Annotated in this window: 16 protein-coding genes and 1 tRNA gene; 11 read left to right on the top strand and 6 right to left on the bottom strand. The window is 67.1% G+C overall.

Annotation, left to right across the window (positions count from 1 at the left end):
* Positions 1-56 precede the first annotated feature (56 nt).
* Together dnaG and ACNO8X_RS22225 are read left to right on the top strand one after the other, a co-directional pair.
* Complete coding sequence (gene dnaG / locus ACNO8X_RS22230) at positions 57-1,946, top strand: DNA primase (protein WP_418002745.1); 1,890 nt, start codon at positions 57-59, stop codon at positions 1,944-1,946.
* A gap of 78 nt (positions 1,947-2,024) precedes the next feature.
* Positions 2,025-2,306 (top strand): hypothetical protein, encoded by a 282-nt coding sequence (locus tag ACNO8X_RS22225; protein ID WP_418002744.1) that lies wholly within the window; start codon positions 2,025-2,027, stop codon positions 2,304-2,306.
* Positions 2,307-2,344: 38 nt separating this feature from the next.
* On the opposite strand, the gene ACNO8X_RS22220 is transcribed toward ACNO8X_RS22225, so the two are convergent.
* On the bottom strand, positions 2,345-2,587 hold the full coding sequence (locus ACNO8X_RS22220) for a hypothetical protein (protein ID WP_071286920.1): 243 nt from the start codon (positions 2,585-2,587) through the stop codon (positions 2,345-2,347).
* Between the two features lie 158 nt (positions 2,588-2,745).
* Here ACNO8X_RS22220 and ACNO8X_RS22215 point away from each other — a divergent pair.
* The 3 genes from ACNO8X_RS22215 (at position 2,746) to ACNO8X_RS22205 (ending at position 3,734) form a co-directional block, all read left to right on the top strand.
* Positions 2,746-2,818: transfer RNA gene (locus ACNO8X_RS22215), tRNA-Asn, on the top strand.
* Positions 2,819-3,005: 187 nt separating this feature from the next.
* Entirely contained in the window at positions 3,006-3,233 is a 228-nt protein-coding gene (locus tag ACNO8X_RS22210) for a hypothetical protein (protein ID WP_418002743.1), read from the top strand.
* A gap of 45 nt (positions 3,234-3,278) precedes the next feature.
* Positions 3,279-3,734 carry a PRC-barrel domain-containing protein gene (locus ACNO8X_RS22205; protein ID WP_418002742.1) on the top strand — a complete coding sequence of 152 codons (456 nt, stop codon included), beginning with the start codon at positions 3,279-3,281 and terminating at the stop codon, positions 3,732-3,734.
* Between the two features lie 13 nt (positions 3,735-3,747).
* On the opposite strand, the gene ACNO8X_RS22200 is transcribed toward ACNO8X_RS22205, so the two are convergent.
* Positions 3,748-4,221, bottom strand: coding sequence for a GNAT family N-acetyltransferase (locus tag ACNO8X_RS22200; protein WP_418002741.1), 474 nt, complete (start codon positions 4,219-4,221; stop codon positions 3,748-3,750).
* A 62-nt stretch (positions 4,222-4,283) separates the two neighbouring features.
* Here ACNO8X_RS22200 and ACNO8X_RS22195 point away from each other — a divergent pair, with 62 nt between their 5' ends.
* Positions 4,284-4,787, top strand: coding sequence for an LppP/LprE family lipoprotein (locus tag ACNO8X_RS22195; protein WP_418002740.1), 504 nt, complete (start codon positions 4,284-4,286; stop codon positions 4,785-4,787).
* Positions 4,788-4,854: 67 nt separating this feature from the next.
* Here the strand turns inward: ACNO8X_RS22195 and ACNO8X_RS22190 are convergent, their stop codons facing one another.
* Complete coding sequence (locus tag ACNO8X_RS22190) at positions 4,855-5,298, bottom strand: MarR family winged helix-turn-helix transcriptional regulator (protein ID WP_418002739.1); 444 nt, start codon at positions 5,296-5,298, stop codon at positions 4,855-4,857.
* A gap of 99 nt (positions 5,299-5,397) precedes the next feature.
* Between ACNO8X_RS22190 and ACNO8X_RS22185 the strand changes: the two genes are divergently transcribed.
* Both ACNO8X_RS22185 and ACNO8X_RS22180 read left to right on the top strand, forming a co-directional pair.
* Positions 5,398-7,425: an ATP-binding cassette domain-containing protein gene (locus ACNO8X_RS22185; RefSeq protein WP_418002738.1), complete on the top strand. Its 2,028-nt coding sequence runs from the start codon at positions 5,398-5,400 to the stop codon at positions 7,423-7,425.
* Positions 7,422-8,258 (top strand): CbiQ family ECF transporter T component, encoded by an 837-nt coding sequence (locus ACNO8X_RS22180; protein WP_418002737.1) that lies wholly within the window; start codon positions 7,422-7,424, stop codon positions 8,256-8,258. The genes ACNO8X_RS22185 and ACNO8X_RS22180 overlap by 4 nt, the downstream gene beginning before the upstream one ends.
* Here the strand turns inward: ACNO8X_RS22180 and ACNO8X_RS22175 are convergent.
* From ACNO8X_RS22175 to ACNO8X_RS22165, 3 genes are read right to left on the bottom strand one after another with little or no spacing between them, the layout of a single operon-like run.
* Positions 8,255-9,577 (bottom strand): ABC transporter substrate-binding protein, encoded by a 1,323-nt coding sequence (locus ACNO8X_RS22175; RefSeq protein ID WP_418002736.1) that lies wholly within the window; start codon positions 9,575-9,577, stop codon positions 8,255-8,257. The two genes, ACNO8X_RS22180 and ACNO8X_RS22175, sit on opposite strands and share 4 nt — an antisense overlap.
* The gene (locus ACNO8X_RS22170; RefSeq protein WP_418002735.1) at positions 9,574-10,386 is read right to left on the bottom strand and encodes a carbohydrate ABC transporter permease; all 813 of its coding nucleotides are present in this window, start codon (positions 10,384-10,386) and stop codon (positions 9,574-9,576) included. The genes ACNO8X_RS22175 and ACNO8X_RS22170 overlap by 4 nt, the downstream gene beginning before the upstream one ends.
* Entirely contained in the window at positions 10,373-11,245 is an 873-nt protein-coding gene (locus tag ACNO8X_RS22165) for a carbohydrate ABC transporter permease (RefSeq protein ID WP_418002734.1), read from the bottom strand. Before ACNO8X_RS22165 ends, ACNO8X_RS22170 begins: the two co-directional genes overlap by 14 nt.
* Before the next feature lie 38 nt (positions 11,246-11,283).
* Between ACNO8X_RS22165 and ACNO8X_RS22160 the strand changes: the two genes are divergently transcribed.
* The 3 genes from ACNO8X_RS22160 to ACNO8X_RS22150 all read left to right on the top strand — a co-directional run bounded on the left by ACNO8X_RS22160 (position 11,284) and on the right by ACNO8X_RS22150 (position 15,341).
* Positions 11,284-12,801, top strand: a complete 1,518-nt coding sequence (locus tag ACNO8X_RS22160; protein WP_418002733.1) for a TldD/PmbA family protein — start codon at positions 11,284-11,286, stop codon at positions 12,799-12,801.
* Positions 12,801-14,171 (top strand): metallopeptidase TldD-related protein, encoded by a 1,371-nt coding sequence (locus tag ACNO8X_RS22155; protein WP_418002732.1) that lies wholly within the window; start codon positions 12,801-12,803, stop codon positions 14,169-14,171. The genes ACNO8X_RS22160 and ACNO8X_RS22155 overlap by 1 nt, the downstream gene beginning before the upstream one ends.
* A gap of 192 nt (positions 14,172-14,363) precedes the next feature.
* Complete coding sequence (locus ACNO8X_RS22150) at positions 14,364-15,341, top strand: hypothetical protein (protein WP_418002731.1); 978 nt, start codon at positions 14,364-14,366, stop codon at positions 15,339-15,341.
* Positions 15,342-15,405: the final 64 nt, after the last annotated feature.

Here is a 15,405-nt window from a genome sequence, read left to right as displayed (position 1 = left end):
CCGTACCGAGGCCAAACCCGGTCAACCTCCGGAAAAGCGCCGCCTACACTGGGCGCGTGGCCGGCCGGATTCCTGATCGCGATATCGCGGCCATTCGTGAACGCACCCGCATCGAAGACATCGTCGGCGAGCACGTGCAGCTGCGGCGCGCGGGGGCCGACTCGATGAAGGGTCTGTGCCCGTTCCACGACGAGAAGTCACCGTCGTTCCACGTGCGGCCCAACCACGGCCAGTTCCATTGCTTCGGTTGCGGTGAGGGCGGCGACGTCTACGCGTTCGTGCAGAAGGTCGAGCACGTCACCTTTGTCGAGGCCGTCGAACTGCTCGCCGACCGGCTGAACTACCCCATCAGCTACGAGGGGTCCTCGACCACCAATGTGCAGCGGGACAAGGGCAGCCGCAGCCGTCTGCTCGCCGCCAACACCGCCGCGCAGGAGTTCTACGCCGAGGCGCTGCAGTCGGCCGAAGCCGCCGCCGCCCGCCAGTACCTGATCGAGCGGAACTTCGACGCCGACGCGGCCAAGCGTTTCGGCTGCGGTTTCGCGCCGTCGGGCTGGGACACCCTGACAAAACACTTGCTGCGCAAGGGATTCACCTTCAAAGAGCTGGAGGCCGCCGGGCTGTCTCGGGAAGGTCGCCGCGGCCCGATGGACCGGTTCCACCGCCGGCTGCTCTGGCCCATCCGGGGCGCGACGAGCGAGGTGATCGGGTTCGGTGCCCGCCGCCTGTTCGACGACGACCAGATGGAAGCCAAGTACGTCAACACGCCGGAAACGGTGCTGTACAAGAAATCCAACGTGCTGTTCGGGCTCGACCTGGCCAAGCGCGACATCGCCAAGGGACACCAGGCCGTCGTCGTCGAGGGCTACACCGACGTCATGGCCATGCATCTGGCCGGGGTGACCACCGCGGTCGCGTCCTGCGGTACCGCCTTCGGCGACGAGCACCTGTCGATGCTGCGGCGACTGATGATGGACGACAACTTCTTTCGCGGCGAGCTGATCTACGTGTTCGACGGTGACGCCGCCGGCCGCGCCGCCGCCGTGAAAGCCTTTGAGGGCGAACAGAATCTGACCGGACAGTCGTTCGTCGCGGTGGCCTCCGACGGCATGGACCCCTGCGATCTGCGGCTCAAGTCCGGCGACAGTGCCCTGCGGGATCTGGTGGCGCGCCGAACGCCGTTGTTCGAGTTCGTGATTCGCACCGCGCTCGAAGAGCACGACCTGGACAGCGCCGAGGGGCGGGTGGCGGCGCTGCGCCGCTGTGTGCCGCTGGCCGCCCGCATCAAAGACCCCACCCTGCGTGACGAGTACGCCCGTCAGTTGGCCGGCTGGGTCGGTTGGGACGATGTGGCGCAGGTGATTTCGCGAGTCCGCGAGTCTGCCAAGGCAGGCCCCGCGACGTCGAAGCGCGACGCCCGTCGCCCGGCGGCACCGGCAGCCCCGGTCCCGGCGGTGGGGCGCCCGAACCCGAAAGACCCGACGTTGTGGCCGCAGCGTGAAGCACTCAAGTCGGCGCTGCAGCACCCGGCGATGGCCGGCCCGGTCTTCGACGGGCTGCCGGTCGACAGCTTCACCCATCCCGCATATGCCGCGGTCCGGCAGGCGATCACCGCTGCAGGCGGCACGGCCTCCGGTCTCGGCGGTGCAGAGTGGATCGAGACGATCAGGGCGGCCGACCCGGCGGCGGCGAGCCTGATCAACGAGCTGTCGGTCGAGGCGTTCCAGGTCGAAGAGGACAGGCTGCCGCGCTACATCGCGAGCGTGCTGGCCCGATTGCAGGAAGTCTGGGTCGGCCGCGAGATCGCCGAGTTGAAGTCGAAACTGCAGCGCATGTCGCCCGTGGAGCAGAGCACCGAGTACCACGCGTTGTTCGGCGACCTCGTCGCCATGGAGCAGTACCGACGCAGCCTGCTGCAGCAGGCCAGCGGCGACGACGTCAGCTGAGGCTTCAGCTGGTGTAACGCGCAGAACCACCGTGCGCGATATGGTGGGGCAGAACCGACCAAAGGGGAGAGGCCCACCATGACCATCGGAGCAACCCGGCTTTTCGCCGCAGCAGCGCTCGTGGCCACCGCAGTGGCAGCCCCGGTCATCGTCGCGCTGAGCAGCGCTCCGTCGTCACAGTCGACGGCTGACGGCGGTTGCCTCGCTTGGTTCGGCAACAAAGAAGACGGCAACTGCATGGGCCGGTCCAACGGTCAGCCCGTGAACGTGGGCACACCGTGGGGCGTGTGGGGCCCCAACGGCGGCGTCAGCAGCGGTCCGCTGCTGCCCGGCCAGACCTGGCACCAGCCGCTCGGCTGACGGTTCTCGAACCGATAACCGCCCGACTACCAGTCGGGTCAGTCGTGAATCGACTCCGGATGCAGCACCGTGGTCTGAGTGTCGATCGCCGTCAGCCGCACCATGTTCGGGTCCGGTGACACCTTGTCGGCCAGCTTGCGCCGGCCGGCATCCAGCATCGCCTTGGTTTTCGGGCTCTCGGTGATGGCGCGGTAGGTGCCGGCGATCTGCTCGTAACGGCGACGGCCTGCCTTGGCTCCCAGAACATAGCCAACGGCCATGACGGCGACGGCTCGGATCACTGGACCCCTCCCTGATGACGGTGCGTGGCTCCATCCTGCCTCACGATCGCCGATGCGTCTGGCCCGACCGGCGGCTACCAGCCGATTCAAAGATCCGCGCAGTCATGCGCTAGAGTCATGCCTCGGTTCAGGGACACGCGCCCGGGGCCTGAGCACAATCCCCTGTAGCTCAATTGGCAGAGCTCCCGACTGTTAATCGGGCGGTTATTGGTTCGAGTCCAATCGGGGGAGCAAGCATGACCAGCACGAAAGTGCTGGTCATTTTGCTTTCTAGAGCCGGGGTTCCGCTTCGCGTCCTATGCCGAGCGTGGGGCCTGCCGTGACTTTTGCGGCGTGTCGCCTCGGCAAGCCCCACTCTCGGCAGGGGCGCACCGGCGCCAAGCGTTTTGGTCGTCTCCCATGCGGGTATCCGCAATACATGAATGAATCACCTACCCCGGTCGGCGCCATGGTGCCGGGTCTGGTGACCATCGCCATCAGCTTCGTGGCCCTGGTTGCCGGCGCCCTTGCGATGGTGGCCGGATATCTGACGTTCGGCGCAGTGGCGATGATCGTCTCCCTGGCCGCTGCGACGTTCGGTGCCGTGTGGTTGCTGTCGGGCATGTTGCTCAACGAGCACCACCACCACCACCTGCACCACGGCTGATTCCCGCGCGGGACAGCGCGGGTAGAAGAACAGGGGAACAGATCGATGTCGGATGCGGTGACCCGGTTTGTCGGCGCGACCGTATATGACCTTGCGGGAGACAAGATCGGCAAGATTTATCGCGTGTACGTCGATCGGCGTACCGGGCATCCGAAATGGGCGTCTGTTCGCAGTGGGTGGTTCGGTAGCTCGGAGTCGTTCGTACCGTTGGTCGGCGCGCGAGGCGGTGACGGATCGGTTCGGGTTGCCGTCGCGAAGAACATCGTCGGGAACGCCCCGCCGATAGCCGGCGGCGATCGCATCACCGTGCCGGAGGTGGCCACGCTGCTCCGGCATTACGGGATGCCTGCAGAACACGCGACCGGACTCGAATCGGCGCCGCAGCAGTCGTCGGTGCCGGGGAAGCACCTCCGGGAGGCCGCGGCCGCGGCAGCTGGAATCGGGGGCACTGCCGCCAACACGTCCGCACGCACGACCGAGCCGGAGACTCCAGGTCAGTGACCGTCGACGCCTCCTAGCCGCGTTGCGCGGCAGACGCGGCGGGGCCGAGATGCAGGATCGGGAACGGCCGTCCGTCGCCGTCGGTCTCCGACCGGCTCAGGGTGACGAAGCCGTGGCGGTGGTAGAAACCGACGGCTTGCGGGTTCTGCTCGTTCACATCGACCAGCAGGCCCGGATTCTTGGCCATCGCGTCGGCCAGCAGCACCGAACCCGCGCCCCGGCCACGATGCTGGTGGTCGATGAACAACATCTCGAGGTTCCCGCCGGCGACGCCGGAGAACCCGACCGACACGCCGTCGGCATCCGCCACCGTCACGTCGACCATCTTCAAGTACTCCTCGGCGAGCCGGCGTTCGTAGAAGTCGATGTCGTCGGCGGTCAGGAAGTCGTGTGTCGCTTCGACCGCGCTGCGCCAGATGCGCACCAGTGCAGGCCATTCCGTGGTTCCTTGGCACGGACGGAGCGTGAAGCCGTGGGGAGTACTCACTGCCACAGGTTAATCGGCGGCCGCGGCCGAACCTCATCACCGTGCATCCGTAGGCTGGCCGCATGCGGTCCATCGGCTATACGTCAGCGTTCGTCCTGCTCTCGGCCTCGGCCCTGCTCGCCGCCGGGTGTGGTTGGAGCCCGAAAGGCCCGGACTCCGCCCCGCAGGCCGACAAGTGCACGCCCGCCGATGGACCGGCCCAGAACGTCGTGACCGCATCGATCTTCGCGCTGCCGGCACCGCCGTCGGGCAAGTGGACCCAGATGAGCAGCGGCCACACCGCGAATTGTGCGTTGTACTGGGTGCAGGTCGGCCAGAACAACTCGACGCCGGACAGCCCGCAGCAGGTCGTGTTCTTCAACAAGAACACGATGATCGGCACGCCGACACCCAACGCGCGGCCGTACATCACGGTGACCGCGAGCGCGCCGGACAGCGTGACGGTGCAGTACCAGTGGGAGCAGGCCAAGGATCAGCCGGGAATGCCGACAGGCATCGGTAGCACGCGATTCACCGTCGACGGTGGTGCGCTCAAGGCGCTGGATCCGATTCCCGGACCGAAGTAGCCGGCGGCCAACGTGAAGAAGATGGCGAAGAAAGCGCCAAGATTGGCCATTTAGTTCACGTTCGGCGTCAGTATGTGGCGAGCATGCCGCGCATGATCTCGACGGCAGCGGCCAGCGTTTCCCGGTCGGAGCTGTCGAGCGCATCCAGGACCGGGTCGATGGCGCTGCCGCGGTCGGCGCGGACCTGGGCCAGGGTGGCGATGCCCTGCGGGGTGATGCTGATGAGCACGGCGCGGGCGTCGTGGGGGTCGACGGTGCGGGACACGAGTCCGGCGTCCTCGAGCCGACGGACCTGGGTCGTCATCGTCGGTTGTGAACAGTGGTCGAGCGCGGCGAGATCGGAGATCCGGGCGCGGCCCTCGGCGTCGATGGTGGAGAGCAGCCGGGCCTGGGCGAACGGCAACGGGAGCCGGACGCGCTGATTGGCCAAGCGGTTGATGCGGGCAACGACGGCGAGGAGATCCGAGCCGAGAGTCGTGTCGGTCGCCGGTGCAATTGCCATGTTCAACATGGTTTCATAGATTCTCTATGTAGTCGAACTACCGTCGCGAGTGGTGACGGTCACATCAACGTCGAGTTTACTCGTCTACGCAGCTGGCAGAATTGTGCAATGACTGTTGCCGGCATCCGAGACAAAGCCGGTCCCCTCAATCCGGGCGAGTACGCCCAGGCCGCCGTGATGGCGGCGCTGAGTGCGGCCACCGCCATCATTGCCGTCGTCGTTCCGTTCGCCGCGGGCCTCGGCATGCTGGGCACGGTCCCGATGGGACTGCTCGCTTACCGCTACCGAATCCGGGTGCTGGTGGCCGCGACCGTCGCCGGCGGCACCATCGCGTTCCTCATCGCCGGCATGGGCGGCCTGATGACGGTGGTGTTCTGTGCCTACATCGGCGGCCTGACGGGCATCGTCAAGCGCACGGGCCGCGGCATCGGGACGGTCCTGTGGGCCTCGGTGGTCGCGGGAGCTGCGTTCGGCGCGTACGTCATCGGTGTCCTGCTGCTGGTGGGACGGCTGCGGGAGCTGATCTTCGCGTCGATGACCTCGAACATCAACGGCATCGCCAACATCGTCGGGGCGATGCCCGGCGGGGAGCGTGCCGCCGAGGATCTGCGCACGAGTTTCGCCGCATTCCTGCACTACTGGCCGGTGCCGGTGATGCTCTCGATGATCATGCACATCCTGTTCGTCACCCTGCTGGGCTGGTGGGCGCTGTCGCGAGTCTTGAAGCGACTGTTCGGCATTCCCGATGTGCACAAGCTCGACACTGCCGAATCCGCCGGCCCCGTGGCGCCGGTCCCGGCACGCCTGCGTGATGTTCGATTCCGGTACCCGGGTACCAATCGTGATGCGCTCGGACCGGTGAGCATGGACATCAACGCGGGCGAGCACGTCGCCGTCACCGGCGCCAACGGGTCGGGCAAGACCACCCTGATGCTCACGCTCGCGGGCCGCGCACCGACCGCCGGCAGCATCGACCGACCGGGGGCGGTCGGCCTCGGCCGGGCGGGTGGCACCGCGGTGGTCATGCAGCACCCGGAAAGTCAGGTGCTCGGCACCCGCGTCGCCGACGACGTGGTCTGGGGTCTGCCGTCGGGCACGACCATCGACGTCGAACGGCTACTGGGTGAGGTCGGTTTGAGCGGCATGGCCGACCGGGACACCGGCGGGCTGTCCGGCGGCGAGCTGCAGCGTCTGGCCGTCGCGGCCGCGCTCGCCCGCGAGCCGGCGCTGCTGATCGCCGACGAGGTCACCAGCATGGTCGACCAGGAGGGCCGCGACGTGCTGCTCTCGGTGCTGTCCGACTTGACGCGCCACCACCGAACCTCGCTGGTGCACATCACGCACTACAACGACGAGGCCGACTCGGCCGACCGGGTGGTCCGGCTGGACGGCGCCAGCGACAACATCGAGATGGTCGCGACCGCACCGGTGCCGATCGTGTCGACGGGCATCGAACCCGACGGCCCGGCGGTGCTCGAGGTCAGCGGGGTGGGGCACCAGTACGGCAGCGGAACACCCTGGGAATCAACGGCGTTGCGCGATATCAGCTTCACCGTCCACCAGGGCGAGGGCGTGCTGATCCACGGGCTCAACGGCTCAGGCAAGTCCACGCTGGCCTGGATTCTGGCCGGACTCACCGTGCCGACCACCGGCAGCTGCCTGCTTGACGGCAAGCCCGTGTCCGATCAGGTTGGCGCCGTGGCCATTTCGTTCCAGGCGGCGCGGCTGCAATTGATGAGGTCCCGCGTTGGCGCCGAAATCGCGTCGGCTGCGGGATTCTCGAAGCGCGACACCGCCCGGATCACCGAGGCACTCGCGATGGTCGGCCTGGACCCCGAGCTGGCAGACCGGCGCATCGATCAGCTCAGTGGCGGCCAGATGCGCCGTGTGGTGTTGGCCGGGTTGCTGTCTCGTCGTCCCCGGGCCCTGATCCTGGACGAACCGCTGGCCGGGCTGGACGCCGCGAGCCAGCGCGGCCTGGTGACGCTGCTCGCCGAGCTTCGTCGGACCACCGGGCTGACGGTCGTCGTCATCTCGCACGACTTCGCCGGACTCGATGAGCTCTGTCCGCGCATCCTGCGGCTGCACCGCGGGGAACTCGCTGAAGCGCCGATCACCGCGGGAGGACGATCATGACCGCCCCAGCCGCCCAGCGTCGGTCGATGGTGCTGCTGCGTCCCATACCGGGCACGTCGCCTGTTCACGAACTGTGGGCCGGCACCAAACTCATTGTGGTGGCGCTGATCGGCGCCGTCCTGACGATCTACCCCGGGTGGATACCGATCGGCCTGGTCGCGCTGCTGGTGATGGTGACGGTGTGGCTGGCGCGCATCCCGCGCGGAGTGCTGCCGTCGGTGCCGCGCCTGGTGTGGGTGCTGCTGTTGCTCGGCGGTGGGACGGCGGCCCTGGCCGGGGGCGAGCCGTTCATCGACATCGCCTCGGTGCACCTGGGACTGGGTGGTCTGCTGAAATTCCTGCAGATCACCGCGTTGTCCATCGTGCTGCTGGGTTTGGGTGGCCTGGTCTCCTGGACCACCAACGTCGCTGAAATCGCCCCGGCGGTGGCCACTTTGGGCCGACCGCTGAAATGGCTGCGGATCCCGGTCGACGAGTGGGCCGTCACGTTGGCCTTGGCGCTGCGGGCGTTCCCGATGCTGATCGACGAATACCGCGTGCTGTTCGCGGCGCGTCGGTTGCGTCCCCGCGCGCAGCCGGAGACCCGCCGCGAGCGCAGCCGACAGCGTCGCGTCGAGATCGTCGACCTGCTGGCGGCCGCGGTGACAGTGGCGCTGCGCCGCGGCGACGAGATGGGCGACGCCATCACCGCGCGTGGTGGAGTGGGCCAGATCGTCGCGAGTCCGGCACGGCCCGGACTGTCCGATGCGGTGGCGCTGCTGATGGTGGTCGCGATGTGTGCGCTGTCGGTGTACGTCGAGGTGTGGACCCCGCTGGCCACCAGCAAGCTTTAGCGCTCGGCTGCGGCGTTGGCCGCCTTCTGTGCGTCGGCCAAGGTCGACGTGACCGGGGTGCGGCCCAGGAACATCTCGTCGAAAAGCGGTCTGATGGCCAGGAATCCGGCCGGGAAGCCCGCGCCGCCGGGGGCCGGGATGCGGGGGCCTTCGAGGACCTCGAAGAACGGCTGCACGTCGATGTGGCGCCGCGCCCAGTAGTCGAAATAGACCCGTTGGGCCGCCAGCACGGCGGGCACGGCGGCGCCGCTCGTGCCAAGGAACGCGTTCCCGTCGGCGCCGCCCATCCAGGCCAGCACCGCACGCACCGCGTCGGGATGGCGGGTGGCCGAATTGGCCGCGGCGGCAATCCCGTTGGTGACGCTGACGCGGCCGGCTGGTCCGCTGGGCAGCATCGCCACACCCCAGCGGAAGGGCGCCTGATCGGCGATGGCGGCCAGGTTGTAGGTGCCCGACTGGAACAGTGCCATCCGGCCCTGCAGGAACTGGTTGCGGGAGAAGTCGCCGTTGCCGTTGGTGTCGGCGGCTGAGGGGGAGACGTGGTCGGTGTTGATCAGGTTGACCAGATACTCGAATGCCTGTCGCGCGCCGGGATTGTCGAAAGCGAAGCGGTCCCCGTCGCTGAAAGTGCCACCGGCCGAGCCGATGTAGTTGAGGTAGATGCCCTGCAGATCGTTGGCCGCGTTGTAGCCCCACTGCCGTATCTGGCCGGCGTCGAATCCGGGTGTCCCGGCCTGGTTTCCGTGCCGGTCCAGAGTGAGCCGGGCCAGCAGCGGACGCAGGGTGTCATCGGCGTCGGGGGACCAGTGCAGCCTGTCCAGTTCGGCCGGATCGATTCCGGCGGCCGCCAGCAGGTCGGCGTTGTAGTACACCGCGATGCCGCCGTCGGTCAGCTGCGGCACCGCCCACACCTTGTTGCCGCGGGTGAATTGCTGCGTCACCGAGGCATCCCACGCGTCGGCGGCGCCGGGGCCCAACAGCTGTCCGATGTCCAGCAGCCGATCGGTGTCGGCGTAGCCGGCCAGGTAGGCGTTGGACAGCCAGAAGATGTCGTCAGCACCACCGCCCGCGACATCGGTGCGCAGCGAATCGAAGTACGACGCATAGGCGACGACGTCGACCTGGACCTCGATGTCCGGGTGCCGGCGCGTGAACTCGGCGAATGACGACCGGTACGCGGCAGCGACCTGCGCGTCCCACAGCCGCACGGTGACAACGGTTTTCCCGGTGTCCGGCGTCCGGCCCATGAGCACGGCGGCCACCAGCAGCACCGCCATGGCGGCGGCCAGGGCGGTCACGAACCGGGTCGAGAACTTCATTTCAAGCCGGTGACGACGATGGAGCGCACGATGTGCCGGCCCAGCACACTGAACAGCAGGATGAGCGGCACGATCGCGACGGTCGTCGCGGCGAGCACCACGGTCCACTGCGCGTCGAACTGCGACTGCAGTCCGGCGGTGGCGACGGTCAGCACCCGCCACGATGAGCCGCTGGTGATCACCAGCGGCCACATGAAGCTGTTCCATTGCGAGACAACGGTGATCAGCCCCAGCGTCACGAGGATCGACCGGCTGGCCGGCAGCACCACGTGCACGATGACATCCAGCGTGCCGGCGCCGTCGATGCGGGCGGCGCGGATCAGGTCGGCCGGGATGGACCGGAAGTACTCGCGCAGCAGGAAAATCGCATAGGGCGAGCCGAACATGAACGGCAGCACCAACGCCCAGAACGTATTACGCAGCCCGGCTTCGGCCATCATCAGATACAGCGGCACGACGGTCACCGTTGCCGGCACCATCAGCGTCGCCAGGTACAGCCAGAACAGGGTGTCCCGGCCCGGGAATTCGAGCCGGGCGAAGGCGTAGGCGGCGGTCACCGAAAAGGCCAACTGGCCCAACAGGATCACCGCGGTCATCAGGGCGGTCACCAGCGCGGCCCGGCCGAAGCCGGCGTCGCTCAGGGCCGTGTAGTTGGCCAATGTCGGCGGGTTCGGCAGCGACAGCGGCGACTCGGTGTTGAACTGCCGGGCCGAGGTGAACGAGGTCAGCAGACCCAGGCCGAACGGCACCAGGGTGATCGCTGCGCCGGTCACCAGGACCAGGTAGATCAGCGCGTTACGTGAGGTCATAGCTGACCCGTCGGCGGAAGTAGATGTGCTGCACCAGGGTGATGCCGAGCAGCAGGACGAACAGGATCAGGGCCATCACCGCGGCGCGGCCCACCGCCGCCGAGCCGAACGCCTCGGCGTAGATGCGGTGCGCGATGAGATCGGTGCGGCCGTCGGGGCCGCCGCCGGTCAGCGCGTACACGGTATCGAAAACCTGTGCCGCACTCACGATTCCCGTTACCAGGACAAAGAACAGCGTTGGCCGCAGCATGGGCAGGGTGATGCGGCGGAATCGTTGCCACGCCGTCGCTCCGTCGATCCGGGCGGCGTCGTGAACATCATTGGGGATAGCCAGGATTCCCGCGAGAAAGAACAGCGTCACGTAGCCGACGTTGGTCCACACGGTCACCGCCGAAACCAGCGGCAGGGCCAGCGTCGGGTCCGTCAGCCATTCGATGCGGTGCCCGAGCGCTGTGCTGACCGCGCCATCGGTGGGGCTGAGAATCCAGCGCCACAACACCGCGATCGCCAGCGGCGAGCAGATCCACGGCAGGACATAGAGCGTGCGGAAGAACCCGGTGCCCGGCAGCCCGCGGGCCAGCAGCATGGCCGCCGCCAGACCCAGCACTGTTTGAACGGGCACGACCAGCGCGATGAAGCCGAAGGTCACTGCCATCGAGCGGCCAAACGACGGGTCGGTCAGCACGGCCTGCCAGTTGTCGAGCCCGACAAATCGGATGGGTCCCAAGAGGTCCCACCGCTGCAGGCTCAGCCAGCCGACCACCAGCATGGGCAGCAGCAGGAACATGACCACGCCGAACAGGCTGGGGGCGAGCAGCGCATACCCGGTCAGGGTGTCCCGGAACCTGCGGCGTGCCACCGGATCATTAAAGCCGGTCCTGCCATTACGGTGTAGCCGTGACTGCGCTGCGACGGGTTGACGCCGACTTCCTGGCCCTGCCGCGCCATTTGCTGGCCGAGGCCGCGGTGTCGGCCGCGCTGGCTGCTGGTGCGAGCTACGCCGACCTCCGGGTTCACCGAATCACCACCGAGCACATCCAGCTGCGCGACGGCGAGCTGGAGACCTCGGTGGTGACCCGCGAGATCGGGCTCGCGGTGCGCGTGATCGTGGACGGCACCTGGGGTTTCGCGTCGCATGCCGAGCTGAAACCTGAGGTCGCGGCCGAGACTGCCCGCCGCGCGGTGCAGGTCGCGGTGGCCTTGGCGCCGCTGAACGCCGAACGCATCGAGTTGGCCCCGGAGCCGGTGTACGCCGATGTGTCGTGGGTGTCGCCGTATGGTGTCGACCCGTTCGAGGTGACCGCGGCCGACAAGATCGTGCTGCTGGGCGAGTACTCGGGCCGGTTGCTCGCGGCCGACGGAGTGGACCACGTGTCGGCGGGGCTGCAGGCAGTCAAGGAGCAGGTGTTCTACGCCGATGTGTTCGGCTCGTCGATCACCCAGCAGCGGGTGCGGGTGCAGCCGATGCTCGAAGCCGTCGCCGTCGACAGCGCCGCCGGATCGTTCGAGAGCATGCGCACCCTGGCGCCGCCGACCGCCCGCGGCTGGGAAGCCGTCGACGGTGACGAGGTGTGGGACTGGACAACCGAATTGGCCGAGCTGCCGACGCTGTTGGCCGAGAAGGTCAAGGCGCCGAGTGTGACGGCCGGTCCCACCGACCTGGTGATCGACCCGACGAACCTGTGGCTGACCATCCACGAATCCATCGGCCACGCCACCGAATACGACCGCGCCATCGGTTATGAAGCGGCCTACGCCGGTACCTCGTTCGCCACCCCGGACAAGCTGGGCACCATGCAGTACGGGTCGCCGATCATGAATGTGACCGCCGACCGCACCGTCGAACACGGGCTGGCCACCATCGGATTCGACGACGAAGGCGTCCGCGCGCAGAGCTGGGACCTGGTGCGCGACGGCGTCTTCGTCGGCTACCAGCTGGACCGGGTGTTCGCGCCGAAACTGGGGGTGGCCCGGTCCAACGGCTGCTCCTACGCGGACTCGCCGCATCACGTGCCCATCCAGCGGATGGCCAACGTCTCGCTACAGCCCGGGCCCGACGATCTGAGCACCGACGACCTGATCGGTCGCGTCGAGAACGGCATCTACATCGTCGGCGACAAGTCGTGGTCAATTGACATGCAGCGGTACAACTTCCAGTTCACCGGTCAGCGCTTCTTCAAGATTCGTGACGGCAAGCTGGACGGGCAGGTGCGCGACGTCGCCTACCAGGCCACCACCACCGACTTCTGGGGTTCGATGGAAGCCGTTGGCGGAGAATCGACCTGGCGCCTCGGCGGGGCGTTCAACTGCGGCAAGGCGCAGCCCGGCCAGGTGGCCGCCGTCAGCCACGGCTGCCCGTCCGCCCTGTTCCGGGGAATCAATGTGCTCAACACGCGAACTGAATCGGGGCGTTGATGATCAGTGCACCGCAGGTTGTCGACCTGGTGCTGGCCGAGGCCGCCCGCCGGGGTCGAGCCGACGAGACCATCGTCCTGGTGACCGACCGATCCACCGCCTCGCTGCGCTGGGCGCGCAACACCATGACCACCAACGGCGAGTCGGTGAGCCGGGATACCACGGTCATTTCGATTGTCCGGCAAGGGGATAAGTCCCGGGTCGGCGCGGTGAAGTCCAGTGAGGTCGATCCGGCGACCATCGCCGGTCTGGTGGCGGCGTCGCAGGATGCCGCACAGGCGGCGCCGGAGGCCCGCGACAGCGCGCTGGCGCTGGCCGGCCAGGAGGTGTCTGACGACTGGGAGGCACCGTCGCCGCTGACCGGCGCTTCGGTGTTCGGGAACGTGGGCGCGCGTCTCGTCGACGGCTTCCACCGCAGCGATGCGCTGTACGGGTTCGCCCGTCATGAGCTCGACACCACCTATCTGGCCACCTCGGGTGGTATCCGGCGGCGCTTCACGCAGCCGACGGGCTCGGTCGAGGTCAACGCCAAACGCGGCGGGGCCAGTGCCTGGGCCGGGGTCAGCACCGCCGATTTCGTCGATGTGCCAATCGATTCCATGCTCGACGACCTGTGCCTGCGGCTGGGTTGGGCGTCGAAGACCGTGGAGTTGTCCGCCGGCCGGTACGAGACGCTGATGCCGCCGTCGACCGTCGCGGACATGATGATCTACCTCGGCTGGAGCATGGACGGCCGCGGCGCCCAGGAGGGGCGCACCGCGTTGTCGGCGCCGGGTGGCACTCGGGTGGGGGAGAAGCTCACCGATCTCGGACTGACGCTGTACTCGGATCCTGTTGCGCCCGGGCTGGAATGCCTGCCGTTCGTGGCGGCGTCGAGTTCGTCGGAGCGGGTGTCGGTGTTCGACAACGGCCTGGACATCGGCCGCGTGGACTGGATTCGCGACGGTGTCGTGAACGCACTGGCCTATCCGCGTTCTGCCGCAGCGGAATTCGACGCACCGGTGGCGGTGCCCGCCGACAACCTGCTGATGACCGGCGGCACCGTGAGCCTGGCCGAGATGATCGGCAGCACTGAGCGCGGCCTGCTGCTGACCACACTGTGGTACATGCGTGAGGTCGACCCGACGGTGTTGCTGCTGACTGGCCTGACGCGCGACGGCGTCTACCTCATCGAGGACGGCGAGGTGACGGGCGCGGTCAACAACTTCCGGTTCAACGAGAGCCCGCTGGACCTGCTGCGCCGCGCCACCGAAGCCGGCGTCAGCGAGACGACGCTGCCCCGCGAATGGGGCGACTGGGCCACCCGGGCGCAGATGCCGTCGCTGCGGATACCGGACTTCCACATGTCATCGGTCAGTCAGGCCCAATAACTTTCAGTGCCGCAGTTCGCTCTCGGCGTCGCGGCCTACTAGATCCGACGTGCTGTCAGGTGGCCCCCTGCTCGCCGTGACAACGCCATGCTGACGAACTAGCTGCGAGTATGCCGTTGGCCAACTACTGTTCAGTGCAGCATGTCGGGCTGCCAATCCGGCCAGCCCGGCGCGGGGCGAAGCGGGGTCGCAATGACAAACGGCGAATCGTCAACTGATAGCAGCGAACCGGTCACCGCGGTATTCGCTCGACTCGAATCAGGCAGAGCTAGTTTGGTCCAAGCTCTGACGACTTACAACACCGATGGCCAACAGCTCACGAAGGCAACGTTGGATCGCCTCGAGTGGCTGAACAAGGCGACTGTGAGCCCAGCCCGCACCGAGGCCGTGAGGGTCCTCAGATTTGAACTCGACCACTTCGACGAATTGTGGGAGCCACTCGCAGTAATCGTCGGAGACCTGTTCGGGGGCCTGCAGCACACCCTGATGGACCTCGCGAAACGGATTGTGCAGACCGTGGAAGATGAGGCGCAGGGTCTGGACAGTCCGCTGCACGCACTCATCGATGCAGTCACAAAGATCAGGGACGCACTTGACCGCACCGGCGGCAGGACAGATGAAGAAACCCTCGCTCAAATCGATGATGCACTCACCCAGGGGCTCCCAGCCAGTAAGCGCCTGAAAGAGGGAAAGCAGCTCAGAGCGGCCCTCATGGAGAGCGCCCTCGTCGCCACGGATGAAGTAGCCGCGACCGCGGAGGAGGCCGCGAACCTACTCATAGCGCGGCTGAACCTGCTTGTGACATTTCTATTCGTCAGCGACCCGACACGGCGGGGCGCCGACGCAGAACCCGGCTGGATCAAGACAGTCGGGAAAGCGACGGCCACCGAAATAGCTTTGAAGACAACAGAAGAGCTGCTGAAGTCTGTGCCGGGCGTGGGCATCGCGGTGTCAATCCTCTCGATCGGCAAGGACGTCCGCGAGAAACGAGAGCAGATCCGTGAGAAGCGCGAACTCGTACAGAAGAATATCGACGCCTACCGCGAACCAAACGCGACAGACGATATGTCGAATCTGGTGGCAGACTTCGAGGAAGACAACAACAAGATCGCTGAGTTCCTCATGCTCGTAGTCGATTTCGCTGACAAACTACGGCTAGGAACGGCATAGCCCGGCACTGCCGTCCAACGGCTCATTGCACAAGGAATCAGCATCTCCCGCCGAGGCAATACGC

Source organism: Mycobacterium sp. PDNC021, assembly GCF_048282635.1.
GTDB lineage: Bacteria > Actinomycetota > Actinomycetes > Mycobacteriales > Mycobacteriaceae > Mycobacterium > Mycobacterium llatzerense.
The sequence above is the reverse complement of the archived record's forward strand: the minus strand, read 5'-3'. Positions and strand labels throughout refer to the sequence as shown.